The 24,520-nt window shown below is 69.5% G+C and carries 21 protein-coding genes; 9 read left to right on the top strand and 12 right to left on the bottom strand.

The window, feature by feature from the left end; translation table 11 throughout:
- Window positions 1–287: 287 nt before the first annotated feature.
- From ABCR83_RS16915 to ABCR83_RS16905, 3 genes are all read left to right on the top strand, one after another.
- Complete coding sequence (locus ABCR83_RS16915; RefSeq protein ID WP_462695856.1) at window positions 288–1,355, top strand: trypsin-like serine peptidase; 1,068 nt, start codon at window positions 288–290, stop codon at window positions 1,353–1,355.
- 221 nt (window positions 1,356–1,576) lie between these two features.
- Window positions 1,577–2,212, top strand: a complete 636-nt coding sequence (locus ABCR83_RS16910; RefSeq protein ID WP_462695855.1) for an IS607 family transposase — start codon at window positions 1,577–1,579, stop codon at window positions 2,210–2,212.
- Window positions 2,209–4,365 (top strand): zinc ribbon domain-containing protein, encoded by a 2,157-nt coding sequence (locus tag ABCR83_RS16905; RefSeq protein WP_462695854.1) that lies wholly within the window; start codon window positions 2,209–2,211, stop codon window positions 4,363–4,365. The genes ABCR83_RS16910 and ABCR83_RS16905 overlap by 4 nt, the downstream gene beginning before the upstream one ends.
- A 120-nt stretch (window positions 4,366–4,485) precedes the next feature.
- Here the strand turns inward: ABCR83_RS16905 and ABCR83_RS16900 are convergent, their stop codons facing one another.
- Window positions 4,486–4,920, bottom strand: a complete 435-nt coding sequence (locus ABCR83_RS16900) for a hypothetical protein (RefSeq protein ID WP_462695853.1) — start codon at window positions 4,918–4,920, stop codon at window positions 4,486–4,488.
- Window positions 4,921–5,298: 378 nt separating this feature from the next.
- Between ABCR83_RS16900 and ABCR83_RS16895 the strand changes: the two genes are divergently transcribed.
- Window positions 5,299–7,284: a transglycosylase domain-containing protein gene (locus ABCR83_RS16895; RefSeq protein ID WP_462695852.1), complete on the top strand. Its 1,986-nt coding sequence runs from the start codon at window positions 5,299–5,301 to the stop codon at window positions 7,282–7,284.
- Here the strand turns inward: ABCR83_RS16895 and ABCR83_RS16890 are convergent.
- Window positions 7,260–8,507 (bottom strand): MFS transporter, encoded by a 1,248-nt coding sequence (locus tag ABCR83_RS16890; RefSeq protein WP_462695851.1) that lies wholly within the window; start codon window positions 8,505–8,507, stop codon window positions 7,260–7,262. The two genes, ABCR83_RS16895 and ABCR83_RS16890, sit on opposite strands and share 25 nt — an antisense overlap.
- Window positions 8,508–8,574: 67 nt before the next feature.
- Here ABCR83_RS16890 and ABCR83_RS16885 point away from each other — a divergent pair, with 67 nt between their 5' ends.
- Window positions 8,575–9,561, top strand: a complete 987-nt coding sequence (locus ABCR83_RS16885) for an ArsR/SmtB family transcription factor (RefSeq protein ID WP_462695850.1) — start codon at window positions 8,575–8,577, stop codon at window positions 9,559–9,561.
- Window positions 9,562–9,643: 82 nt separating this feature from the next.
- Here the strand turns inward: ABCR83_RS16885 and ABCR83_RS16880 are convergent, their stop codons facing one another.
- Together ABCR83_RS16880 and ABCR83_RS16875 are read right to left on the bottom strand one after the other, a co-directional pair.
- Window positions 9,644–10,381: a (2Fe-2S)-binding protein gene (locus ABCR83_RS16880; RefSeq protein WP_462695849.1), complete on the bottom strand. Its 738-nt coding sequence runs from the start codon at window positions 10,379–10,381 to the stop codon at window positions 9,644–9,646.
- 40 nt (window positions 10,382–10,421) lie between these two features.
- Window positions 10,422–11,891: a prenyltransferase/squalene oxidase repeat-containing protein gene (locus tag ABCR83_RS16875; RefSeq protein WP_462695848.1), complete on the bottom strand. Its 1,470-nt coding sequence runs from the start codon at window positions 11,889–11,891 to the stop codon at window positions 10,422–10,424.
- Between the two features lie 430 nt (window positions 11,892–12,321).
- Here ABCR83_RS16875 and ABCR83_RS16870 point away from each other — a divergent pair, with 430 nt between their 5' ends.
- On the top strand, window positions 12,322–14,673 hold the full coding sequence (locus ABCR83_RS16870) for a GH92 family glycosyl hydrolase (RefSeq protein WP_462695847.1): 2,352 nt from the start codon (window positions 12,322–12,324) through the stop codon (window positions 14,671–14,673).
- A gap of 89 nt (window positions 14,674–14,762) precedes the next feature.
- The gene (locus ABCR83_RS16865) at window positions 14,763–16,211 is read left to right on the top strand and encodes an amino acid permease (RefSeq protein WP_462695846.1); all 1,449 of its coding nucleotides are present in this window, start codon (window positions 14,763–14,765) and stop codon (window positions 16,209–16,211) included.
- Window positions 16,212–16,288: 77 nt separating this feature from the next.
- Here ABCR83_RS16865 and ABCR83_RS16860 read toward each other — a convergent pair whose 3' ends face one another.
- The 6 genes from ABCR83_RS16860 to ABCR83_RS16835 form a co-directional block, all read right to left on the bottom strand.
- Window positions 16,289–17,095, bottom strand: coding sequence for a protein kinase (locus ABCR83_RS16860; protein ID WP_462695845.1), 807 nt, complete (start codon window positions 17,093–17,095; stop codon window positions 16,289–16,291).
- Between the two features lie 20 nt (window positions 17,096–17,115).
- Window positions 17,116–18,033, bottom strand: a complete 918-nt coding sequence (locus tag ABCR83_RS16855) for a radical SAM/SPASM domain-containing protein (RefSeq protein ID WP_462695844.1) — start codon at window positions 18,031–18,033, stop codon at window positions 17,116–17,118.
- A gap of 121 nt (window positions 18,034–18,154) precedes the next feature.
- The gene (locus ABCR83_RS16850; RefSeq protein WP_462695843.1) at window positions 18,155–18,427 is read right to left on the bottom strand and encodes a hypothetical protein; all 273 of its coding nucleotides are present in this window, start codon (window positions 18,425–18,427) and stop codon (window positions 18,155–18,157) included.
- A 60-nt stretch (window positions 18,428–18,487) separates the two neighbouring features.
- Window positions 18,488–19,339: a helix-turn-helix domain-containing protein gene (locus tag ABCR83_RS16845; RefSeq protein ID WP_462695842.1), complete on the bottom strand. Its 852-nt coding sequence runs from the start codon at window positions 19,337–19,339 to the stop codon at window positions 18,488–18,490.
- A gap of 363 nt (window positions 19,340–19,702) precedes the next feature.
- The gene (locus ABCR83_RS16840; protein WP_462695841.1) at window positions 19,703–19,870 is read right to left on the bottom strand and encodes a hypothetical protein; all 168 of its coding nucleotides are present in this window, start codon (window positions 19,868–19,870) and stop codon (window positions 19,703–19,705) included.
- Window positions 19,809–21,380 carry a glycosyltransferase 87 family protein gene (locus ABCR83_RS16835; RefSeq protein WP_462695839.1) on the bottom strand — a complete coding sequence of 524 codons (1,572 nt, stop codon included), beginning with the start codon at window positions 21,378–21,380 and terminating at the stop codon, window positions 19,809–19,811. Before ABCR83_RS16835 ends, ABCR83_RS16840 begins: the two co-directional genes overlap by 62 nt.
- Window positions 21,381–21,486: 106 nt before the next feature.
- Here ABCR83_RS16835 and ABCR83_RS16830 point away from each other — a divergent pair, with 106 nt between their 5' ends.
- Together ABCR83_RS16830 and ABCR83_RS16825 are read left to right on the top strand one after the other, a co-directional pair.
- A complete protein-coding gene (locus ABCR83_RS16830) occupies window positions 21,487–22,626 on the top strand; it encodes a molybdopterin-dependent oxidoreductase (RefSeq protein ID WP_462695838.1) in 1,140 nt (379 codons plus the stop codon).
- Entirely contained in the window at window positions 22,626–23,060 is a 435-nt protein-coding gene (locus tag ABCR83_RS16825; RefSeq protein ID WP_462695837.1) for a hypothetical protein, read from the top strand. Before ABCR83_RS16830 ends, ABCR83_RS16825 begins: the two co-directional genes overlap by 1 nt.
- 132 nt (window positions 23,061–23,192) lie before the next feature.
- Here ABCR83_RS16825 and ABCR83_RS16820 read toward each other — a convergent pair whose 3' ends face one another.
- Both ABCR83_RS16820 and ABCR83_RS16815 read right to left on the bottom strand, forming a co-directional pair.
- On the bottom strand, window positions 23,193–23,774 hold the full coding sequence (locus ABCR83_RS16820; RefSeq protein WP_462695836.1) for a hypothetical protein: 582 nt from the start codon (window positions 23,772–23,774) through the stop codon (window positions 23,193–23,195).
- A gap of 123 nt (window positions 23,775–23,897) precedes the next feature.
- Window positions 23,898–24,401 carry an FBP domain-containing protein gene (locus ABCR83_RS16815; protein ID WP_462695835.1) on the bottom strand — a complete coding sequence of 168 codons (504 nt, stop codon included), beginning with the start codon at window positions 24,399–24,401 and terminating at the stop codon, window positions 23,898–23,900.
- Window positions 24,402–24,520: the final 119 nt, after the last annotated feature.

Here is a 24,520-nt window from a genome sequence, read left to right as displayed (position 1 = left end):
ACTGCCTCAGGGCGATCCGGCCAGTTCTCGCCAACTGCCGGACCGGCCGGGCAAAGAGTGTGTCCCGCTCCTTTGCGGGGCTGTAAACACCGCATCAACAACAGGTCGGCGTATTGCCTGGCATGGCTTTAAGGACGTCGGCCACACAGTCGCTCACCCGTGCCCCGAAAGCCCCGGCGGCGTTTACCCTTGCGTCCTCCAAGCTCAGCACTCGTACGTCGGCAGGCGGCTGGGCTTGTTCTTCTTTCCTTCAGGGAGTCACCGTGCCGGCTCGTTCACCAGGTCTCATGGTCCTGACGTTCGCACTGTGTGCGGATCTGCTCGGCGTCGGCGCGCTCGGCGCGGAGCCGACGACGGCGGTGCGCGCCTCCTCGCCGGTCCCCCCGCCCGGAACCCGCCTCATATCGGCGCCCGCCCTTCCCGCACCGCCCGGGCCCGCGCGCACCAAGGCGGAGGAGACATACTGGACCGCGCAGCGGATGGCGGCAGCGGTGCCCATGGGCCCGCCGGGCGGCCGGCTCCCGGCCGTCACACCGGCCGCGGCCGCCCGGCACCGCACACAGGCCGCTTCGCTCGCCCGCATGGCCCGGCACTTCGACGGGCTGCCCATGGTCGGAACGTTCTTTTTCGACGGCACACCCATCAACGGCAGGACGACCTACTGCTCGGGCAGCGTGGTGCACAGCCGCGGCCGGAGCCTGGTCCTGACGGCGGGTCACTGCGCCCTGGGGCTGGTGACGGCCCAACACGCGATCTTTGTCCCGGAGTACCGATACGGTTCATCGGCGACCCACCAGCCCCATGGGGTCTTCCCGGTCTCAGCCCTTTATCTGGATCCCCGCTACCAGGCGAATACCAAGGAGGCCACCTCGGATCTGGACCTGGCCTTCGTCCGCGTCGGATCCAATGGCAGGGGCAGGGTCGAGAACGTCACGGGGGCCCTGACGTTCGCCCCCACTCCCCGCTATGACAACAACGTCACCGCCATCGGCTATCCGGGCAACCCCGTCGTCAACAGCAACCACCAGGCTGTCCGTTGCGATGCGCCGACCAGCCGACTGCCCGGCTTCCACCAGATGCAGATGGTGTGCGGGGGCTTCTACGCGGGGGTGTCCGGCGGCCCGTGGATCTCCGGCTTCAACCCGTCCACCCGCACCGGGCGGGTCATCGGGAACGTCGGCGGCTACAACGGAGGAGGCAATGACGCCAACGCCGACGATGTGAGCTACTCCCCCTTTTACGGCAAGGACGCCCAGGACCTCTACGAGGACGCCGATGCGGGCCGGGCGGTCCACCGAACCCCGGGTTCCTACCACCCGGCGGAGGAGAGGGCCGGTGTCCGGCACTTGATCTGAGCGGTCAGGGTCTGAGCGGTCGGGGGGGTCCGGTTGCGAGGCCGGGGCCGGAGGGGAGCCAGGGTCTCCAGCTGTTGAGGGTTTTGCTTAGGGATCCTTGTGGATGCTGCCTAGCAGAGCGCGGGTGGATCTGTGGGTGATTCCACCCTGCTTCCAGCGATGGTGTGATGTTCATGCTGGTTTGGGGTGGTGAGTGCGCGTGGGGCCGTAGGTTCCTCGGCATGGAACTTCTTCGGTTGGCGGTGGCTGCGCGGCGGGTGGGTGTGCACCCTGGCACGCTGCGGCTGTGGGCGAACGAGGGCAGGGTTCCGGTGGTGTGGGTGGGGCGCGAACGGCGCTTTTCCAGCGAGGCGTTGGACGCTTTGACTGGCTGTCCGGATGCGGCCGGGCGGCGTGAGGCGCTGTATGTGCGGGTTTCTGGCACCAACGGGCAGGAGTCGTCGCTGGCCGCGCAGGAGGCCGAGTTGCGGGCATCCGCCTCGGGGGCAGTGGTCGCGGTCTTCAAGGACCGTGCTTCGGGGCTGCGGGAGTCACGGCCGGGGCTTGATCGGATGTTGAAGCGGGCCGCGAAGGGTGACTTCACCCATGTGCGGGTCACTCACGGTGACCGGCTGGCCCGCTTCGGCGCGGGATGGTTGATCCAGGTTCTGGCCCATCACCGCGTCACGGTCGAGGTGTTGCATGCCAAGGGGACGGCCGGGGGGATGGAGGAGCTGCTGGACGATTTCATGGCACTGGTGGCCACCTTCGCCGGCCGCATGTACGGGATGCGCTCACGTGAGGCGCGTCGGCGGCTTCTGGCCGAAGCCGGGGGCCGCATGAAGCATCCTGCCCCCGGGGCCGGAGTTGCGGGGTGAAGATCGTGGCTAGGCTGATGGCGACGGCGACGTGTAGTGCCTTCCGGGGTGTGCTCGAAAGCAGTAGTGAGCGGGTCGGGCAGCGGGTCCTGCTGGAACGGGTAGGTTTTCTTGCCCAGTTGAGCCGGGAGCTGACCGGCGCTCTGGTGGCCGCCCGGTGGGATGAGGACTGTCTGGACGTGCTGGCCGCCGGGGTTGACGAGCGGGGTGAGACGCTGCCGTCCAAGGGGTGGATGGCGATGCGCCGCCTGAACTGGCCGCAGACTGTCACGCCTCCGGCGGGGGTGTATGTCCCGGACCGGGTACGCCGAGGCGCGGAGGAGTACGCGGCCCGCACCCTGCGCTTGGCCCTGCACCGGCGCAGCATCGTGGCCACCGTCCTTGCCACCTGGCCCGCCGATCCGGGCCGGCGCACCGATGAGGAATGGGCGGCGTTGCGGAAACTGCTGCCCGCCGGGGTGAGCGGTGCCGAAATCCGCAACCGAACCCGGCAGATCCGCCAATTCGTGGCCAAGCACCAGCAGTTGCCCGCCGGGCTGTGCGTACTGGAGGGCCCGCCGCAGGTGGCCCCGCAGGTGCTCCTCGCCGCGATGGACCGCCAGCAGGTCACCCTGGCCCGAGTGGATGAGGTCACCGCCCGGTTGCGGGTCAAACTCCCCCTGTGCGCGGTTCCTGCCACGGGCCGCGACTGGGCCTGGCATGTGATCGACATCCGGCTGCCCGGCACCATCGCGCCGGATGCGGTGCTGCACACCCCGACCCTGCGCCCCACCCCGGCCGGGAGGATCGCCGTCGACCTGCCGCACTCGGGGCCCGCTCCCCTCACCAAGGCGAGCGGGCATACCGTGGCCCTCGGCTTCGACTGGGGCGTGAGCACCCTGCTCACCGGAACACTGGGCCGCCTGACCGGAAAAGGGCAGACCCGCCGGGTGGTCACCGACGGGCGGCCCCTGGTCTTCGACGCCACGGTGATCAGCGCCGCCCTGCACCGGTTGCGCGGCATCCGCGAGCACCTCGCCGCCAAACGCGATCACTACCGCGCGCTGGCCGACGGGCTCGGCGCCCCACACCTGGCCTGGGGCGAACACCTCGATCGGGCCCGGGTGCTGGAGGCCGAGCACGAGCGGGTGTGTGCCAGGATCCGGCATCTGAACGATGCGCTGGCCTGGGCGGCGGCCCGCTGGGCCGTCGACCAGGCGGTAGCGCTCGGCGTGACCGTCATCTACCTGGAAGACCTCGCCACCCTGGAAACCCGCGGCCACCGGCGAGGCAACGCCCGGCTGTCCGGGCAGGTGCGCGGCACCGTGGCCGAGGCGATCCGGCACCTTGCCGCGAAGGCGGGAGTCGCGGTGGCCACCGTCCCGGCCCGCGGCACCTCCAAGCTGTGCCCCGGCTGCCTCGGCGAACTCACCCACCACCCGGCCCCCGACCGGCTTCACGAGCGGGGCTGGAAGTGGGCACACTGCGCGGGCTGCGGGCTGTCCATGGACCGCGATCACGCCGCTGCCCGCCGGATCGTCTCCCGCGGTCTGCTCGCCCAGAGCCACACCACCACCGAGCGCGCCACCCACACCCGGACCATCCGCACCATGGTGGACGGCACCGTGGCCCTGGTCCGGCGTCCGAAGAAGACCACCCGCCGCCTGCACCGCCAGCACCACGCAGAGGCGACCCCGCCCCGGCCGCGCGGGCCGAAGACCACCCCGGGCAAGGGGCACCCCACCCCCACCCAACCGAGCGGCCCCCGGCACCGAGGTGCCCGGCATGCCGCCGCAGACCCGACCCCGGGCCCAGAGACTTCCCGCCGTATGCCCGATGCGCGTACGGTCCCCGCCACCGTCCTCACCCCGGGGACAGTCCAGCGTCCGGCGGGGCATGACACCACGACACCAGCAGCATGCACGCCGGTGCCAGGTCATGGAGTACCCGTAGCCGGCCGGACCGAAGAAGAACTCCTCCGGCCCGGCCGGGTACGGCTCTCACGCAGAACCTGCCGACGACGCACCCGCGCCGCCGAGCGGACCGGCTTCCACCACCTGCACGCCACCGAAGTCCACCCCCTCACCTCAAGGTTCGGACCACCGGGCAGCAACCGCAGACGGCCACGCCGCGCCCGAAAAGCCTGGAAACCACAGGCACACACAGAGTTCTAGAGACGCTTGCCCCGGCCTCGCAAGTCCGTCACGCCCGCCGTGCCAGGACATCCCACGGGACACCGCGTACGGTGTGGAACGCCCTGGCCGGTCAGCGGCGGCCGGCCCGATGGCCGGAGGTCACTTCCAGCAGTGGTGCTTCACGTCCCACTTCTGCGAGTGGCCCTGGTGCATACGCTTCCAGCAGTGCTCGCGCTCGTCCCACTGCGCGTAGCTGTGGGACTCGGCGTCCCAGCGCTTCCAGCACTTGTGGTGGGCGTCCCACTGGTCCTTGTGCTTGTCGTATCCCTTGTCCCAGTCGCCCTTCCCGTGCTCGCCCTTCTTGTCATCTCCCTTCCCGTGCTCGCCCTTTCCGTGCTCGCCCTTCTTGTCGTGCTTCTTGCCGTGGTCGCCCTTGTCGTCGCCCTTGCCATGGTCTCCGCACTGCCCATGGCAGACCGGGTGGTGACCGGTCGTGGCGGCGAACGCCTCGCCGCCGGTCGCCGCGGCGGCCCCGGACAGCAGGGCCGCCGAAGCAACCACCGCGGCGATACGACGCATCAAGGCTTGGGACATGCTGGTTCTCCTCGCTCTGGGCTCCGTGGGGAGAAAGCAGATCCACGGACACCGCATCTGCTGGTACGGGGACGAATCCTGGTGCCAACAGAGCACCGATGGGGAGGGAATCCGGCCGGATTCCCTCGCCCGGATGATCTGTAGGTACGCCCGTAGGATTTGCGGGCCCGGCCGGCCCCTACCCCTATGCGACCCCTATACGACATCACGGACCAAGGCGAGTAAACGGGTCACAGTCGAGCAGCGACCACCGCCCACGCGACCCGTTGTCACGAAACGCTCATACAAGCACGCCAACCTGGTCACGGCACGCTTCATCTCCGTCCAAGTACGGTCAGAAATGCGAGGGCTGACGCCCCGCCAAGGAGCAATGGGACCATGGGCATAAACCGGCACAAGCCACGCCATCACCGCACGGTGGGCCAGGCCGGGAGACGTTTCATCGACTATCCGCGTCGGGGCCGGCGCGGCATCCGCCGCTGGCTGCCGTCGTGGCGGCTGGTCCTGGGGACCACCACGCTGTTCCTCGGTGGCCTCGGCGCCCTGTTCGCCTATGTCTATGTGAGCGTGGAAATACCCGACGTAAATGACGCGGCCCGCCAGGACGCCAACGCCTACTACTGGGCGGATGGTTCACAAATGGTGAGCCTGGGGCCGGTCAACCGGAACATCGTCCAGCTGTCCGACGTACCGAAGTGCACCCAGGATGCGGTGATAGCGGCGGAGAACGAAAGCTTCTACCGGGATTCCGGAGTCTCCTTCAAGGGGCTGGTGCGCGCGGTGGTGAGTGGGATCCAGGGGAAGGAGACCCAGGGCGGTTCCACCATCACCCAGCAGTATGTGAAGAACACCTATCTCTCGCAGGAGCAGACGGTCACCCGCAAGGTCAAGGAGTTTGTCATCTCGCTGAAGCTGGACCAGAAGAAGAGCAAGCCCGAGATTCTCCAGGGCTACCTCAACACCAGCTGGTTCGGCCGTGGTTCCTATGGCATAGAGGCCGCGGCGCAAGCCTATTACGGCATCCCCGCCAGAGAGCTCGATCCCAGCCAATCCGCCTTTCTGGCCGCCCTTTTGAAGGGGGCGGACCAGTACGATCCAGCGCTTGGCGAGAAGAACCGCGAGCGCGCTCAGGACCGTTGGAAGTGGATCCTCGACCGGCAGGTGAAGGTGGGCCTCATGTCCCCATCCGAGCGCGACAGGTACCGGACGTTCCCCGAGCCCCGCAAACAGTCCAACTCCACCAGCCTCTCCGGCCAGACCGGCTATCTCGTCGACGTCGCCAACAAATACATCAAGCAACGCACCCACCTCACCGACCAGGACCTCGCCCATGGCGGCTACCGGATCCACACCACCTTCGACAGGGCCAGAACACAGCAGCTGCAGAAGGCGGCGGAGGACGTGCTGAACCACGACATCGACCCCGGGAAGCGCCCGTCCTCGGACACCGATGTGCAGGTCGGCGCCGCTTCCGTACGCCCCTCGGACGGTGCCGTGATCGCCCTCTACGGAGGCCCCGACGCCACCAAGCACTTCGCCAACAACGCCGATACGGCCGGCGTCCCGGTCGGATCCGCCTTCAAGCCCTTCGTCCTTGCCGCCGCTCTCCAGCACGGTGCACGCCCGGAAAACCAGGACGGTGACAGCAAGCCCCAGGACGTCCGCCCGGACAGCTACTACGACAGCAACGGCACCCTGCAGCCCGACCCCGGCAAACCCGGCTTCACCCAGCCCGATGAATCACACCCCACCCTCCGCCAGGCGCTGGTCGACTCGGGCAATGCGACCTACACACGGCTCGGCCACGATGTGGGACTGACACGCGTCCGGGACACCGCCGTCGATTCCGGTCTGCTGAAGGACAGCATGGTCAAGCTGGAACACACTTTCCCCATCGGCACATCGACACCCAGCGCCATACGAATGGCGGGCGCCTATGGCACCTTCGCCAACCGGGGCATGCAGAACGCTCCTTATTCGGTGACCAGACTCCTCAAGGACGGCGAACCCGTCGACGGCTTCGACCGGGCACCGGCCCGGCGCGCGCTGGACAAAGGCGTGGCGGCGGACGTCTCCGGCGTGCTGCGCCAGGTGGGCGTGAAAAGCATCCGCGATATGGACGCCGCCACGGCCAAGCGCCTCGGCCCCTTCGCGGCGGGCCGGACCGGCGACCAGGACCGCCTGAAGTCGGCCTGGTTCATCGGCTGCGCCAAGGACCTGTCCACGGCCGTGACCATGTTCCGCACCAGCCCGGACAAGTCACAGCTCTTGCCGATGTCGGATGTCGGCGGCAGGAAGGAACAGCGCGGGAACACCTTCCCGCCCCGCATTTGGGGAACCTATATGGAATCCGTCCCGTCCTGACGGCCGGCCGGGGCGTGCGGCAACCGGCGAACGGCGGCGGAGGCCAGCGGAGCCACGGCCGCCACGGCGGAGACCATGCCGACGGCGATCGCCACCCGGAAGCCGCCGAACGCCCGGGCAAGCGGGCCCACGCACATCTGCCCGACCGGGATCGCGACATAGGACAGCAGGTCGTTGTAGGCCGAGACGCGTGACAGCACATGGGCGGGGACATGCTCCTGCAGCGAGGTGTCCCAGGCAATGCCGGTGACGGAGACGCCCAGCCCCGCAACAAAGGCCCCGGTGATCAGCCATGGGGCACCCAGCTGCGCACCGAGCACCAGCAGGGGCAGCCCAGCGAGCGCACTCGTCAACTGCCCGAGCCCCAGCAGGCGCTTGACCGTCAGCCGGTACATCAGCACGCTCATCGCCAGCAGGCCGACGCCGCGAGCGCTGAGTACAAATCCCCAAGTCGCCTCGGAATCGGTCTGTTTGGTGAGCGCAGGCCCCAGGATCTGCCAGGTGCCGGTCTGCACCAGATTGATCACGCCGAACGACAAGGTCCCCATCCATACCCAGCGGATGCGGCGGAACTCGGTCCAGCCGTCCCGGATGTCGGTCAGCAGGGAGGCGGCCCCAGGGGGTGTCCGATGCGCGGCCGCGCCGGTGTCGAGGGGGAGACGGGCCAGGCACCCGGCCGCGAGCAGATAGGTCAGCGCGTCGAAGGCGATGGCCGGGCCGCTGCCCACGACCACCACCAGCAGGCCCGACAGGCTCGGCCCGAGGATCTTTGTGGCATTGCGCACCGACCCCAGCAGCGCATTCGCCTGCCGGAGCCGCTCCCGGTCCACGAGCTGGGGCACCACACCACGCAAGGCCGGTGTGCTGAACGCGGCGAGGACACCGCTCAGGACTTCCAGTGCGGCCACCGGGAGAAGGGCGTAGTGGCCGGTCAACAGGAGCCCGGCGACGCCGCCTTGGCTGAGGGCGGAGCCCAGGTTGGTGGCCAGCAGCACCGTCCGGCGCGGGAACCGGTCGGCCGTGGCCCCGCCCACCAGCAGGAATGCCAGCAGCGGCACCATCCGGGCGGCGAGCACGGTGCCGAGGTCGCCGGTGCTGCCCGAGGCGTCCAGAACCGCAAAGGCCAAGGCGACCGGGGCCATGGAACTGCCGAGCAGGGACACCAGCTGGCCGGTGAAGAACCAGCGGAAGGCCATCTGTCTCAAGAGGGGTGAGCTGCGCACCGGCCAGAGTCTTGGAGGCCGCCCGGACGGACACTATTGTTTCGCCAGCAGGCGAAAGGAGGCGAGGATGACGCTGCTGCGGTTGAGTTCCCTGGCCCTGTCCCGTTCCCGGTTCGCGCTGTCCCCGCTGGCGGAGACGCTGGGGACGATGAACGTGCTGGGCAAGCCGTGCCCCGGCCCCTGGCTGGCCTCCTGGCATGCCCGTCACCACGGCGCGTTCCTCGCCGCTCTTGACACGGATCCCTTCGCCAAGGGCTTGGCCGGATTGTTCGGCTCGACCAAATGGCTGCCCAAGTTTGTGGCCATCCCGCCGTCGGGCGGGATGCGCACCTCCCTCACCGGTGAGCTGGAGAAGGTCGCCCGGGTGCCCGACGAAGAGGTGCGCGCGGGGCTGGAGAAGTCGGTCGCACACAGTTGGCAGCACCACGACCTGAGCTGGCTGTCCGGCCAGGGCTGGGCGGCCAGGACGGCAGACTTGCTGAGGCGGGTGTGGGAGTCCCATGTCTCCCCGGACTGGCCGCGCCGCCGGGCACTCCTGGAGCGGGATGTCGCCTACCGGGCGGGACTGCTGGCCGCCTATGGCTGGCCCCGCGCTCTCCAGCACATGAGCCGCCACAGCACCTGGGTGGGCGCCGATGCGATCCGCTTCGGCAACCCGGCCCGGACCGGCCCGGACCGCATCATCGGCGACGAGGGGATGCTGTTCGTACCGGTGAGCATGTCGAGCGGCACCTGGTTGTGCGAGGGGCCACCGGGACAGTACGCCCAGGTGTATCCGGCCCGCGGATATGCCACGGAGATCCCGCGCCCGGGGCCCGGTCGCGCCCTCGCCCGGCTGATCGGCTCCGGCCGCGCGACCATCCTCCACGAGCTTGCGCACCCCGCGACCAGCAGCGAACTGGCCGCGCAGCTCAACCAGTCGCTCGGCACCATCGGGGGCCATCTGGCCGTCCTGCGCGACGCGGACCTGGTCGCCGGGACGAGAGTCGGCCGACGCGTGGTCTACCGGCGCACCGAGACCGGCGACCTGCTCGCCGGAAGGCGCGAGACCTGAGCGGTGGTCCTGCCGGCCCGGTCAGGGCTTCGCCGGACAGACCGGGCCACGGGCTCACCTTCGCAGCGGACACTGCAGTTCCTCACCGCTCCGCCTTGGGTCCCCGCGCAGGCGGATGCCTCAACACGCAGTCGCCGCACATGCCACCGCCCGAGGGCACCCGGTAGTAAAGACAGCAGGTACGGCGGACGAAGGACGGACTCCCCTCCGTGCGCAGGGTCCCCGTGTTGCACAGCAGTGGGTGCCGGAAGAGTGTGCGGGCAAGAGAAACAGCCCGGGAGGCGTCCTGCGGGCGACCCTGGTCCAGGCACCAGGTGTGCAGTACGCGCAGCGAACCGGCGAGGGACGAACCGGCGTTGCCCCACAGCAGCTGTGCGGAGATGGCGACCACCGTGCCCATGGCGCGGTGGAGCGGGACGAGGCGGCCGAGCAGGACCGTGGTCACGATCTGCCCGGCCGCGTCACCGTTCGGGGGGAGAGCCGCCGGGCGGGGCAGCCAGAGGTCGTCCGGGGCGGTGCGGGCGGGGTGCCACTGCAGGGTGTCAGTCGAGAGGTCGATGACCCGGCCGGTCAGTACGGCGGAGCCGAGGGCGATGGACAGGAGGCGTCCGGCGATGCCCTGGAAGGCGACGGACGCGGCGACCCGCCGGTCGTCCGTCGCCAGCCGTTCGGCCACGGTGTCCACCCGGAGCCGTACCGCCCGCGGATCCGCCAGGGGCAAATAGCCGGGCTCATAGGGCTCCCCGGGGCCGCCTCCGGGCTCGTCCTCGGTGCGGAGGGCGAAGAACGGCCCTACCGCGGCGAGTTCATGGAGGCGCATGGGACGGGTGGTTCCTTCGGTCGGGTATCGGAGGGAGTGGTTACGCGCCGCGGTGGCGACGGCGGGCCAGGGTGACGGCCGCTGCGCCGGTGACCAGGAGGGCGCCCGCGCCGAGGGCAGCGGGGTAGGCGGTGCGCATGCCGGTGGCGGCGAGGCTGCCGTTGCCGCCCGTACCGGAGCTGCCGCTGCCGGAGTTGGAGCCGGTGCCACCGGAGCCCGAGTCGGTGCCCGAGGTGCCGGTGCCGCTCGAGCCGCCGGAGCCGGTCTCTGCGGTGGGCGAGGTGGAGGGGGTGGGTGTGCCCGAGGCGGAGGGGCTGGGTGCCGGGGTGCCGGTTCCGCCCGTGTTGGCGCCGGGCGTGCCGGACGTGCCCGAGGTGCCGGATGTACCGCCCGTGCCGCTGATGCCTCCGCTGTTTCCGGAACTGCCCGTGCTGCCCGAGGTGTTGCCCTCCGAGGAGCACTCGATCACATGCTGCGCGGGGTGGGACTTGGTCCCGTCGATCTCGTCAAGGAACTGTTCCGCCAGGGCCGGGATGGCCTGTGCGGTGGCGCGCAGCGTCTTGTCCTCTTCCACAACGGGCTTGTCATGGCCGACCGCACCGCGGTCCTCGGGCTTGCCGGAGCAGCCGATCTGGACGCTGCGCAGCCACTTGAGGCCCTTCTCCGCCGCCTTCGTCCGGCCTCCGGCGATCAGCGCCTGAACGTCGAGGGCGGTGCTGTAGGAATTCCCCCTGGAACCCTTGGACGCGAAACTCCCGTCCGGGAGCTGCCTGCTCACCAGCCAGTCGAGCGCCGGCTTGGCATCCTTCGTCCTCCCGGCGGCGAGGAGGGCCTGCACGGCCATACCGGTGCTGTCGGCGTCCGAGGTGGTGCACTTCCCGGCGGGGTCGTCCTTCAGCTGGAGCGGGTACCCGCCATCGGCGCACCGGGAGTTGGCGAGGAAATCCACGGCCTTGTCCGGCACCTTGCCGACCCGCTTCAGCGCCAGGATGGCGAGGGCCTGGGTGAACTGATTGGAGTTGTCCGTCTTCGCCTTGTCGGCGAAGCGGCCGTTCTCCTTGAGTGTGCCGAGCAACAGCTCGATCAGGTTGTAGTGGCCGAACTGCTCGGGATTGCGGCCTTCTATCGCGGCGACAAGCGCGAGTTTGGCGGTGCCTCCGGCGTTGACGTCGCCCTTGACGTTATGGGTGATGTACTCACCGGCGTTGTTCTTGAGCCAGTTGGTCGCGATCTCGGCGGTCTTGCCCGATGTGTGGGAGGCCGCCAGGCCTATCACAATGTCCGCCGTCAGTCCATGGTCACGGTTGGCGTGGGCGCTCGCGGTGAACTGGGAGGCGGCCCAGGAGGCCGCGGCCTCGGCCGAGTTGGGCAGCGGCACAGTGGCCTTCGGCTCCTCCTTGGGCGTTTCATCGGCGACGGCGAGGCCGACGCCGCCGGTGAGGAGCAGGGCCGCCCCGAGCAGCGCCGCGGGTACGGTGAGGGCCGCTCTGGGGCGTACGGATGGCGACATACGGTTCTCCTTGGGAGTTCAGCGCGGGAAGCCGGAGGTAAAGGTTACCGACGCGTCAAATACCGCCCGGCGGTCCGCTGCGGATCACGCGGTGACCTCCTGCGGGACGGGCGTCGGGGGTGCGGGGGCGAGCCGGCCGGGCAGGGCGCCGAGCAGGACGGCGACGACGGTCGGCGGGCCGGCCTCGGGCCAGGCCGGCGGGGAACCCGGCGGTGCGCCACCGGTCGGGGCGGCATTCGAACAGAATGCCGGTACTGTACACCGACAGCCCTGCCTGACGTAGCGTCATGTGACGGAAAAGGACAGGCCGGGCGACCGGAGGACCACGCCCACCATTCGGCGCGTCCTTGACTCCCCAAGCCCCCCGGGCGAGCCTCGGCCTGACAACGATGTCAGCGCAGGGCCGGAGCATCGATGAAGGGCGTGGACGATGAGGTGGAGACGGACCGGATCCCCGCTGCGGCACTCCTGCACGGTCGCGCTCGCCCTGGTGGCGGCGCTGGGCGGCACCGCGCTGGCGCCACCACGGCCGGCCGCCGCGGCCGGTGACCCCACCACCCTGGTGAACCCCTTCATCGGCACCGCCAACGAGGGCAACACCTTCCCCGGCGCCACCGTGCCCTTCGGCATGGTGCAACTCTCCCCCGACACCGGGCACTACACCGGCTACGACTACCAGGAGAGCCACATCCGCGGCTTCAGCACCGTGCACCTGTCCGGCGTGGGCTGCGCCCTCGGCGGCGACCTGCCCGTGCTGCCCACCACCGGCGAGGTCACCGAGACCGACTACGCCCGCTACGCGGCCGAGTTCAGCCACCGCGAGGAGACCGCCCACCCCGGCTACTACCGCGTCCGGCTCGCCTCCTACGGAGGCATCACCGCCGAGCTGACGGCGACCGCCCGCACCGGACGCCAGCGCTACACCTTCCCGGCCACCGAGAAGGCCAACGTCCTGCTCAACTCCGGGCAGTCCCTGCACAAGCCCGTCTCCAGCGCCATCGAGGTCGTGGACGACCGCACGGTGCGCGCCACCATCACCGGGCGCGGCTTCTGCGGCCAGGACACCCGCCCGTACACCCTGCACACCCTCACCCGCTTCGACCGCCCCTTCACCGCCTATGGCACCTGGGAGGGCAACCGCCTGAGCGGCAGCCCCCGGGCGTCGGCCGGCGCCGGCCGCTCCGGTGCCTGGGTCCGCTTCGACACCACCCGGGACCGGGAGGTCGAGGCCACCACCGCGATCAGCTATGTGGACGCCCGGGGCGCCGAGCTCAACCTCCGTACGGAGGAGGCGAGTTTCGACCGCACCGCCGAGGCCGCCTGGCAGTCCTGGGCACGGCGGCTGCGCGATGTGCGGGTCCGGGGCGGGGACGGGACGCTGCGCCGGACCTTCTACTCCTCGCTCTACCGCGCGTTCCTCCACCCCAACATCGGCAGCGACGCCGATGGCCGCTACACCGGCTGGGACCAGCGGATCCACCGCGCCAACGGCTTTACGTACTACCAGAACTGGTCGCTGTGGGACACCTACCGCACCCAGGCCCAGCTGCTGTCCCTGCTCGCCCCGCGCGAGGCGCGGGACATGGCGCTGTCCGTGCTGCGCGTCGACGCCGACAGCGGCTGGCTGCCCAAGTGGGGCTATGGCACGGTCGAGACGAATGTGATGACGGGCGACCCGGTGACGCCCTTCCTCACCCATGCCTATGCGCAAGGGCTGTTGGCGGGCCACGAGGAGGAGGCCTACCGGGCGCTGCGGAAGAACGCGGACGGAGTGCCCCCGGCCGACTCCCCGGCGGTCGGCCGCAGCGCCAATGTGCCCTACATCAGGAACGGTTATGTGCCGCTGCTGCCCCATGAGGTCCGGCGCAAGCCGGGCGAGCCCGACGCCGATCAGGGCGCCTCGGCCACCCTTGAGTACGCGCTCGCCGACGGGGCGCTCGCCAGGATGGCCCATGATCTCGGACACCGCGCGGACGCCGAGCGCTATGCGGCCCGGTCGCGCAACTACCGCAGGATCTACGACCCGAGCACCCGTTTCTTCCGGCCCCGCGACGCGCAGGGCGCGTTCACCGGTTCCGCCGACCCGGCGAAGAGCCCCGGCTTCCACGAGGGCACGGCCTGGCAGTACCAGTGGCTGGTGCCCCAGGACCTGCCCGGCATGGTCGAGTTGATCGGCGGACGGGACGCGGCGAACCGGCGGCTGGACTCCTTCTTCGCCTATGACCGGCTGCTCGCCGACCCGGACCGCACCGCGCGCGAGGTGTGGGTCCACGGCCCGTACGACTACTACAACGCCGACAAGTACAACCCGGAGAACGAGCCGGACCTGAACGCCCCGTACACCTACCTCGCCACCGGCCAGCCGTGGAAGACACCGGATGTGACCCATGCCGCGATCGGCCTGTTCACCGACACCCCCGCCGGCGTACCCGGCAATGACGACCTGGGCACCATGTCCGCGTGGATGGTGCTGTCGGCCATCGGCGTCTACCCGGTGCAGTCGGGGACGGATATGTGGGGGCTGAGCACTCCGGTCTTCGACCGTGTCGACCTGCGCCTGGACCGGCGCTGGTATCCGCGCGGGCGTTTCACCCTGACCGCCCGGGACACCTCGGAGTCCGACCGGTACATCCAATCGGCGCGGCTGGATGGACGCAAGTTCGACCGTACCTATCTGACGACGGCGGCGATCCGCGACGGTGACCGGCTGGACTTCACCGTCGGCTCCCGGCCGTCCCCCTGGGGCACCGCCCGGTCGGCGGCGGTACCCGCCATCGGCTGACGGGACGGCCGGGCCGGGACGGCGTCTTCCGTCGCCGCCCGCGCTCGGCCATGATGATCGGCGGTCAGCGTCGACGAGAGGACAACGCGATGGCCGGGCTGAGAGCGGGTCAGGGCGTACTGCGCCGCAAGCCGATCGAGACGATCGAGGAAGCGGAGACGGCCGAGGGCGGCGGGCCCGCGCAGCGGCTGACCCGCACCCTGGGCCTGTGGCAGCTGACGGCCATCGGCGTCGGCGGCATCATCGGGGCGGGCATCTTCAGCCTGGCGGGCACCATCGCCAATGGCACGGCGGGCCCGGCCGTGCTGGTCTCGTTCCTCATCGCGGGCGTCGCAAGCGCGGCCGCCGCTTTCTCCTACGCGGAGTTCGCGGGCCTGATCCCACGCGCCGGCTCCGCCTACACCTATGGCTATGCCGTGCTCGGCGAGATCGGCGGCTGGTTCATCGGCTGGGATTTGCTGCTCGAATACACGGCGATCGTCTCGGTGGTCGCCATCGGCATTTCCGGCTATGTCAACTTCCTGCTCAAGGAGACCGGCGCCCATCTGCCCGACTGGATGCTGGGCGCGCCGGGCACCGGGCACGGGCACCGGTTCGACATCTTCGCGGCGGTGCTGTGCCTGCTGATCGCCTACCTGCTCACCCTCGGCATCAAGAACGCGGCCCGCTTTGAAACCATTGTCGTGGGGCTGAAGGTCGTGGTGGTGCTGATGGTGATCGCCGTGGGCTTCTTCCACATCAAGAGCGGCAACTACACCCCGTTCTTCCCCTTCGGTGTCAGCGGTGCGTTCACCGGTGCGGCGACGGTCTTCTTCGCGGTCTTCGGGTATGACGCCATGTCCACGGCGGCCGAGGAATCCAAGGACGCCCAGCACCATATGCCCAGGGCGATCCTGCTCTCCCTCGCCATTTCCATGGTGCTGTACGTCCTGGCCTGTCTGGTGCTGACCGGCATGCAGAACTATCAGGACATCGACAAGGCGAGCGGTTTCTCCACCGCCTTCAAGTCGGTGGGGCTGGGCGGCATCGCGGATGTCATCGCGGTCGGCGCGATCATCGGCATTCTCACGGTGATGTTCACCTTTATGCTCGGTGTGACGCGGGTGTGGTTCGCGATGAGCCGGGACGGACTGCTGCCGAAGTGGTTCGCCAAGACCCATCCGACGCGGCACGTCCCCACCCGGGTGACCTGGATCGTCGGCGGGGCCTCCGCGGTGATCGCCGGGCTCGTTCCCATCGGCGAGGCCGCCGAGCTGACCAACATCGGCATTCTGCTGGCTTTCGCGGTGGTGTGCACCGCGGTGATCGTGCTGCGCTACAAGCGGCCGGACCTGCCACGCTCCTTCCGCTGTCCGGGAGTTCCGGTGGTGCCCGCGATCGGGGTGGCGGCCTCGATCTGGCTGATCACCTATCTGGCGTGGCAGACCTGGGTGCGGTTCGCGGTGTGGTTTGTGATCGGCATGGCGGTGTACTTCTCGTACTCCTACCGGCATTCCGAGCTCGCGCATGCGGACTCCCGCGGGATTCCGCAGGATTGAGCAGCTATTTCAGCAGCCGGGACAGCCGCCGGTCGGCCGGCGGCTGTCCGCCCGTCTGGCAGGTGGGCCCCAACACCTCAGCTGGTCGAGACGCCCCGGTAGTCAGCCCATGCCTGAGCAGCATCCGCCATGGCCGTGAGCCACGCCTCATCGGGACGCTGGTCGGCGATAGCACGGTGCATACGCAGATCGGCCGCGGCGAACACGTCGATCGCTTTGGGGTCCGCGTTCGCCCACGCGGTACAGCGGGCCGCCCACCCTTCGGCGGACTCGGGGCTGTGGCCGGCTGACACCAGCTGCACGACGAAACAGGCCGGGTCGATGAACGCTGCCCCGCGTGTGGGCCATGACCAGTCGATAAGCCATGCGCCCCCATCCCCTACCACCAAGTTGGACGGGTTGATATCGGTATGCAGCAGAGCGTCACCATGGAAGAACGCCAGCTCGTCTTCGCTGCCCACGTAGGGGTCCCACCGGTCTTCCCGCCAGTCCCGTGCGACGTCGGGCAACTCCAGGCTCGCCGCACGGTTGAGAAGGTCCACGGCGATATGGAGATCCGACGAGTCCGGCTCGAAGTCAAGGCCGCGCCCGTCGATGACTTCGAACCCGAGGATGATCCACCCGGCGTCGTCCCCGTCAATGCTCCACAGCAGTCGGGGCGAGAGAGGCTGTACGTAGGGGTTGATCTCCCGCTCCCGAAGGATGGAGTCCCGTCGTCCTCCCGGCCGGTTGAACATGGCCTTGACGAAGAACGACCCCTTCTCACTGCCGATAACCGCAGCGAACTCCGTGGTGAACCCCTGCTTCGGAACATGTACTTGAGCGACTTCGCCAGTGTACGGGCGGATCAGCTCTCGGAAGTGCCCGTCGGGCAGTTCAGTCAAATCAGTTCCTTTCGAACCCGCTAGACCCTGGGTCGGCAAGTAGTTGGCGTTCCCGGACGGCACGCATCGTTCGGTTCGCATCTCGGGTCGCACGGGTTCTTCGGGACGCAGTCAGGGGTGCACGGCTTGTTCTGACCCTGGTCGTCGTTGTCCTTGTCTTTCTTCCCCCAGTCGGCTCGGAGGGTGTCAAGGGCCTCAGCCAGAGTAGGACCGCTCAGGATAGAGGTCAGCGAGTCCTCGCGGACGTTGCCGACACCCATCCAGGTGGAGAAGACGCACGGGGAGACCGTGCCGGTCGGGTCGATCGAGGCCCTGCCGTCACCACACCCCCCACACAAATTCGACACGTCCGGCTCCTGGCCACCGCACGCCCGTCCGAACTCTCGGATGCGGTCGATCCCGATCCGAGAGACGCCGATCGACTCCAGATCGGCCTTCGCTGCTTCGATGATCTGCTCGTTGTCTCCGACGATGCCGGCTCGGATCGGAACGCCGAGTTCGATCGCCTTGATGATGTTGGAGCGGGTCCGGGGGTGGCTCGGACGACGGGTGACCTCGTTGTGCTCCACAGCCTTGTTCGAGTAGTACGACGTGGCGAGGGACATGCCCGCACGCTGGAGCAACGTCCACCATGCGTCGGACACGTGAACCAAATTACTGTAGACCTCAACGCTCATGTCGAGCGTCAGAGCACGGTCCGCGATCTCAATCGCGTGCGGGTACATGGTCGGCTCTCCACCGATGAAGGTGACACGCTCGACGCCCACCTCGGCGGCCTGGTCCAAGACCTTGAACCAGTCGTCCCGGATCATCGCGCCGTGGTCGCCATCAGGCCCCGACGAGCTGTAGCAGTGCGTGCACGAGAGCTGACACTTCCGCGTGAAGTCCAGCCACAGAAACCGAGTTGTGGTCCGCTCGACGGGTAATGCTGTCGCCATGCCGTTCCCTTTCACTCGTTGAAGTGGATCGACGTGCACCTGCTGACCCGCCCGGCCATCAACGGCCACGAGGACGACCGGGCGGGAGTTCGTGGCACGTACCCGTGCGCCATGATCCGGTCTACGTGTCCTGCGACCGACGCACCGACTCGGCACAGACCAGCGCGTTCGCGATCTTCTTGGCCGTGGGCAACGGGACGCTTCCCAGGAAGACGGACGGCTCGCCACTGAGCGAGGCACGCCCCATCAGCTGGGGCCAGGAGTCCTGGTCGCCCACCGTGATGCCCATCATTTTGAGCACCTGCCCGAGCATGAAGGCGACGTCATCGGCCTTCTTCTTGCCCTCCATGAAGACGTTGGCTTGTTGTGCGGCTGCTTCGGTGTCCGTGGTCATGCGGAGACGGTAGGGACGCTGCGGCGGCAAGTGCCAGAAAGTTGCAGTGAGTTGCAGATCTCACCCGAGGGCTTCGGTCGCGGCGGCGATCAGCGACCGTGCCCGAGCGCCGTAGACGGCTCGTTTTTGCAGCTCGGCGAAGGTCTTGAGGTAGTCACGAACCTCGCCCGGGGCGGTCACGGTGACCTTGGCAGTCAGCAGCTCGACGCTCACCTGTTCGTCGTCGTAGACGTTGAACGTCTCCACGGGCCAGATGGGACGCTGCCCCTTGAAGGGGATCACGCCCAGGCTGACCGAAGGCAGAGACATCACCGATAGAAGGTGTCCGAGCTGTGCGGCCATGGTCTCGGCGTCGCCCATCTGGTGTCGAAGGACGTCTTCTTCGATGATCATGACGAATCGGTGGTCTCCTTCGCGGAGTACGCGTGCTCGTGCGAGGCGGGCAGCTACCGCCTCGGGGATGTCATCCGGGAGTTCCCTCAACCAGACGACCGACTGAAGGACTGCCGTCGCGTATCCCTCGGTCTGAAGGAACCCGGGGACGAGGTCGGAACTGTACGTACGGAAAAGCCTGGTGCGCTCGTGCAGAGGCACACGACCCTCTTGGATGTGCCGAAGCGTCTTGTTCCCGTGAAGGCGCCTCCACTGCACGTACATGGACTCAACAGCACGGTTCGCCGCTATGAGGTCGGCGGCCTGATCCTCGACGCCGCAGGCGGCACACCAGGCACGGATGTCGGCGTCCGACGGAGCCGTCTTGGCGTTCTCGATCCGTGATGACTTGGCCTTGTGCCAGCCGCAGCGGACAGCCAGATCACCCCCGGTGAGTCCTGCGTCCCGCCTGATCTCTTTGAGCCGGCCTGCCAGGGCTTCGCGGGCTGCCTGGGCACTGGACGAAGGAACGGTGGGCATGATCTGGCTGTCCGGTGATGCCGTGGGTTGGTTAGACCTTGTACTCCTCATGCGGGATGCCACGCGCCCATACCGAGTCGCTGGAAGAGGATGTCCGGCTCGGGTTTCATGTCGACGTCCACCCATGCCGCCGGGCACTTCTCGTCTTCAGTGTTGGGGTCGATCCCGATGAACAGTAGTGCCCTAACTGCCCCCCGTGTCGAGCCCGTTGCGATCAGTTGCATGACGATCGCCCTAGTGCCCGGGGTGCGTCAAGGGAGCGCGCAACGGGTGCTTCGAGCGCCCCCGCCACACATGAAAGAGCCCCCACGGCGGCCTAGAGGTCTAGACCATTAAGAGGATCTTGGATCGCGGTAAGGCGCGTCAACGGGTCCATGTCATTGCTGGCCGCCAGGCACTACGGGGTCGTTTCCTTTCGTGGCGGCGCACTCTGGTGACCGTGCACCCCTCGAGGGAGCTCAGCCGTGGGTCATGGGTCTTGAGCATGCTGATGGCGACGGGCAGCATCCGCTCCACCGTGCGGCCGGTCAACCGCCCGTCCAGGAAGACGGCGAGGGCCTCGACCTCGGGGAGCTCGGGCATGATTCCAGCCTGCCTCGGCGGGCGGAGGCGGCAACCGGGGCCGATGGGCGTGATCGCCCGCTGCCCCGGAAGGACAGGATTCACCGGACGCCCATTCGACCGCTCGGCGGCGCACCGCCCACCCGGCCACGACCGCCGCTCCCGCCACCCCATAGGCAACCGTCCCCAGCAGATCGGGATCCCCCACCGCCCGGCCCCCCACATACTTCGCCGCCCCGGCCATGGCGATCCCCAGCCACTCCCACCGCCCGTCCAGCGCCACCAGGGCGACCAGCAGCAGCGCGTACCACGAATACCCGGGCGTCAGCAGCAGGAACGCCGCCCCGGTCACCAACAGCGCGCCGCGCCAGGGCCGTTCGGGGTCACCGCGCCGTAGCACATACCCGGCCACCGCCAGCAGCCCCAGCAGTGCCGCGGGCAGCGCCCAGGAGGCGGGCAGGACGAGCCGCAGCAAGGCGTAGCGATTGCGGGCCGCGGCGTCCTGGTATCCCTCCTCCTCCGCATAGCCGCCGAGGTAGCCGAAGACCGAACCGTGTGAGATCAGCGCATAGGGCAGATAGGCCAGCGCCACGACCGCCACGGCGGGCAGCAGTACGGCCAGGGCACCGCGCCGCCCCCGCCCCAGGGCGCCGGGCAGGGTGACGGCGGGCAGCAGTTTGACGGCGATGCCCGCGCCCAGCAGCGCACCGCCCAGCGCCCGCCGGGTGCCTGGTGCCGCGTCGGCCAGGGTGGCGAAGGCGGCCACGGTCAGCAGCACACCCAGCACATCGGCATGGGCGTTGTTGACGGCCTCGACGGGCACCGCGGGGCACCAGGCCCAGTACGCCGCATGGCGCGGGTCCAGGCCGCGCCGCCGCAGCGCGTACAGCAGCAGCCCCGAGGTGGCCACGGCGAGCACCGCCCCGCCCGCCTGGAGCGGCTTGTGCCGGGCGCCGGGCGGGGAGAGCTCGTGGACCAGCAGGAAGTAGCCCTCGGCGATGGGCGGGTAAATGGTGTGCACGGACGGCCGGTTGATGCGGGTGCAGGCCACCGGGTGCCCGCCTTCCGGCGGGACCCGGAACCGCTCGGGGCCCGCGCAGCCCGCGCCTTCGGGGAACAGCCAGCCGTCGCGCAGCCGCTGGAGCGCCGGGTCCTGGGGTGCGTGGTCATACGGTGAGATACCGGCGGCCTGCACCCGCCCGTCCCAGGCGTAGCGGTAGGAGTCCGAGCTGGTGCGCGGTTCGGCGAGCAGCCCGGTCGCGGCGACGACGACGGCCCCGGCCAGCACCAGGGGCGCCACCTGCCGGGCGGGGACCTTCCGCAGCGCCAGGACGGCCACGCCGAACAGCGCCCAGGCGGCGGCGTACCAGCCGACGAGGGTGACGGGGCCGGTGGTGTAGCCGTCGCTGCGGATGGTCCCGGCGAGTACGGCGGTGAGGGCGGCGAGCGGCACGGCGGCGACGACGGTGCGGTGGATCACGCCGTTCAGCCTGGCACCGGGAGGGCGCGCGGCGGAGGGGTACGGGCCCGATGTCCGCGTTTCGTAAGGTGCCCGCCGACCCGTCCGGGCCGGTGGGCACGGTCTGATGGACGGCATGAAACCCGCACGCCTTCCCTCCTTCTCCGGCCCGCTGCACGACGCCCGGACGGCCACCGCGATCGGCCGGTGGCTGGGGGTGGCGGTCGCGGTGTGCTTTGTCACCGGCGTGCTCAGCCATGTCCTCCAACACCCGCCGCACGCCCTGGCGAACGCGCTGCCCAGCCGCCCGGTCTGGGGCTACCGGGTGAGCCAGGGGCTGCATGTGGCGAGCGGCATCGCGGCGGTTCCACTGCTGCTGGTCAAGTTGTGGACGGTCTATCCACGGCTGTTCACCCGACCCGTGGTGCGGTCGGTGGGGCATGCGCTGGAGCGGTTGTCGGTGGCGGTGCTGGTCGCTTCGGCGGTCTTTGAACTCTTCAGCGGGCTGTTCAACACGGCCCAGTGGTATCCCTGGCCGTTCTCGTTCGTACCGGTGCACTTCGCGGTGGCCTGGCTGCTGTTGGGTTCGCTGCTGCTGCATCTGGCGGTCAAGTTCCCTGAGATCAGGGCTCATTGGCGGCTGCGCTCGCCGGGCACGCGGTCTCTTCCGGCACGGGACGCCGTCGACCGGCGCTCGCTGCTGACCGCCACGGGGGTGGCGGTGGGCGCGGTGACGGTGACGACCGTGGGCCAGTCCTTCACCCCACTGGCCCGGCTGGACCTGCTGGCTCCCCGCCATCCCGGCCACGGCCCGTCGGGCCTGCCGGTCAACCGGACCGCGGCGCGCGCGGGCGTGGCCGAGGAGGCGGTGGGGAGCTGGCGGCTGCGGGTCGACGGACCGCGCCCCTACCTGCTGACCCTGGACGAGCTGCGCGCGCTGCCGCAGCACGAGGTGACCCTGCCGATCGCCTGTGTGGAGGGCTGGAGCAAGTCGGCCCGCTGGACGGGCGTACGGATCCGCGATCTGCTGGACCGCGCGGGCGCGCCGCCGGGCGCGCTGGTCCGCGTCACCTCCCTGGAGCGGCGGGGTGCGTACCGGGTGATGGTGATGCCCCACACCTATGCCCGCGACCCGCTCACCCTGCTGGCCCTGCGCCTCAATGGCGCGGAGCTGACCTTGGACCACGGCCGGCCGGCGCGGATCATCGCCCCCAACCGGCCCGGGGTGCTCCAGACCAAGTGGGTTTCCCGGCTGGAGGTGTTGTGATGCGGGTGGTCCTGGGTGCGGCCGGGGTCGGGCTGATGGGATTCGGCGGGTGGGTGCTGCTGTTCGGCGAGGACGCGCAGGATCCCTGGGCGGTGGCGCGCTGGCTGGCCGGCGCCCTGATCGCGCATGACGCGGTGGTTGCGCCCTTGACGCTGGCGGTGGGCCTGGCCGTGGCCCGGCTGCCCGGACGGCGGGTGGTGCGCGGGACGCTGCTGGTGGCGGCGTCGTTGACGGCCGTGGCCTATCCGGTGCTCTTCCGGCCGGGGCCGGTGCAGAACCCGTCGGTGCTGCCGCTGGACTATCCACGCGACTGGGCCATCGCGGTGGGCACAACTGTGCTGGTGGGAACGGCGATTGGCTGCCTGGGCCGGTGGTGGCGGCGCGGCGCGGCGATGCCGCGGGCACGGAGCCGGCCACGGCGCGGGCCACGGTGATCGCGGCCGCGGCATCGGCCACCGAGGCCGACGGCGTACCGACCGTACTGGCGGGGTAACGCGCTCGCCGCGCGGCCGCAGACCTGACCGGCTCGCCTCAAGACCGGGGCGCCGACTCCGTCGGCCAGGCGCTCACCGGGGAAAGTCCCTGGCCTTGATCTTCGCCATCTCGGTGTCCGGGTCGCCCGGGTTCCGGTGCCACACGATGCCCTCCACCCCATGCCGGGCCTGGAGCAGCACGGCCTCCCGGATGCCCTCGAAGGTCAGCCCGGGCACGGTGAGGACCTCGGCGTCCTGGTGTCGCACCAGCCGGTGCCCGGCACTCCGCTCCGGGTTGCCGTTGATCTTCGGGCCGATCAGCTCATACGTCCCCGCCGGCCAGGGGCCCCGGGTGCCGGCTTCCTCCGCCGCGGCCAGCGCCTCGGCATGGAACCTCGCGAATCCCGACTGGCCGACCGGCTCCCACCCGACGGTCTTGCCGGTCAACTCGTCCGTCTCCACCGGTCGGTAGTCGGCCGGGGCCGCCTTGCCGGGTTTCACCTCACGCCGGGCCCACCACCGGCCGGACTCGTCGAGCATGACGCAGGTGCCGTCGTACTTCCGGGTGGGTGCGCCTTCACCGGCGAGCACCCATGCGCAGCCGGGCGTCACCTCGGGCAGGACATACCGGCGGTCGCCCGGGTCGCGACGGAACAGAGTGGGTATTTTGCGCATGGCCGGTTCTCCGGGTGTTGTCGGTGTTCCGATTGGCCATGGCAACGATAGGGAGTCCGCCGGACCCCCGAAACTTCTTTGACGGCGGCCCCGGGACCCTGTCCAACCCTCCGGCGCGGAGGCTTACTTTGCGGTGATCTTGGCCACGAAGGAATCCAGGTTGCCCGACATGCGCGCAAGGCGCTCATCCAGGGTCAGGGACTCCTCATACGGCACGGAACGCAGCTTCGGCTGCCGCTTGCCCCGCAGATACAGGGAGCAGGCGAGGTCCGCGCAGATATAGATGCCGGCCGTGTTGCCCTCGCGGCCCCGGGCGCCCGCCAAGGGGGCGGCGAGCAAGGTGACCCCGGTGGAGGCATGGGCTGTCAGGCATATCTGGCACATGCTGGACTTCACGGCACTGACGCGTCTCGCGGAGGGCACCCGTAGTGAGATACCCAACGGGTCCTGCGCCCGGGGCAGCACGAGATGCGCCCGCAACGGCGCTCCGGGATCCACCCAGCCCAGGAAGTCCAGGTCCTCCCAGGGCAGTTCGGCGAAATCGATGGGCAGCCGCAGCCGCGCCGCTTCGCCCTTGGTGCAGTTTACGAAGGATGAGCGGATCTGTTTCTCATTGAGCGGTTCCACGAGGGTTGACCTTAGGTCCGCCCCGGCCGGCCCGCATCTCAATATCGGCTGCCGCCCGGTGCCGTTAGGGGGTGTCCGATGGGTCGGTGCGGGCCCTGCGGTGTCTGGTGCGGTGCATC

Source organism: Streptomyces xingningensis, from assembly GCF_054957865.1.
Note: the sequence above shows the minus strand (reverse complement) of the source record. Positions and strands in the feature narration are given on the sequence as shown.

Coding starts and splice junctions, on each gene's coding strand:
- ABCR83_RS16850 (WP_462695843.1), bottom strand. CDS start 18,427: ATGACCACGGACACCGAAGCAGCCGCACAACAAGCCAACGTCTTCATG.
- ABCR83_RS16875 (WP_462695848.1), bottom strand. CDS start 11,891: ATGTCGCCATCCGTACGCCCCAGAGCGGCCCTCACCGTACCCGCGGCG.
- ABCR83_RS16825 (WP_462695837.1), top strand. CDS start 22,626: ATGCGGGTGGTCCTGGGTGCGGCCGGGGTCGGGCTGATGGGATTCGGC.
- ABCR83_RS16880 (WP_462695849.1), bottom strand. CDS start 10,381: ATGCGCCTCCATGAACTCGCCGCGGTAGGGCCGTTCTTCGCCCTCCGC.
- ABCR83_RS16900 (WP_462695853.1), bottom strand. CDS start 4,920: ATGTCCCAAGCCTTGATGCGTCGTATCGCCGCGGTGGTTGCTTCGGCG.
- ABCR83_RS16915 (WP_462695856.1), top strand. CDS start 288: ATGGTCCTGACGTTCGCACTGTGTGCGGATCTGCTCGGCGTCGGCGCG.
- ABCR83_RS16845 (WP_462695842.1), bottom strand. CDS start 19,339: ATGCCCACCGTTCCTTCGTCCAGTGCCCAGGCAGCCCGCGAAGCCCTG.
- ABCR83_RS16830 (WP_462695838.1), top strand. CDS start 21,487: ATGGACGGCATGAAACCCGCACGCCTTCCCTCCTTCTCCGGCCCGCTG.
- ABCR83_RS16870 (WP_462695847.1), top strand. CDS start 12,322: ATGAGGTGGAGACGGACCGGATCCCCGCTGCGGCACTCCTGCACGGTC.
- ABCR83_RS16820 (WP_462695836.1), bottom strand. CDS start 23,774: ATGCGCAAAATACCCACTCTGTTCCGTCGCGACCCGGGCGACCGCCGG.
- ABCR83_RS16895 (WP_462695852.1), top strand. CDS start 5,299: ATGGGCATAAACCGGCACAAGCCACGCCATCACCGCACGGTGGGCCAG.
- ABCR83_RS16910 (WP_462695855.1), top strand. CDS start 1,577: ATGGAACTTCTTCGGTTGGCGGTGGCTGCGCGGCGGGTGGGTGTGCAC.
- ABCR83_RS16885 (WP_462695850.1), top strand. CDS start 8,575: ATGACGCTGCTGCGGTTGAGTTCCCTGGCCCTGTCCCGTTCCCGGTTC.
- ABCR83_RS16855 (WP_462695844.1), bottom strand. CDS start 18,033: ATGGCGACAGCATTACCCGTCGAGCGGACCACAACTCGGTTTCTGTGG.
- ABCR83_RS16865 (WP_462695846.1), top strand. CDS start 14,763: ATGGCCGGGCTGAGAGCGGGTCAGGGCGTACTGCGCCGCAAGCCGATC.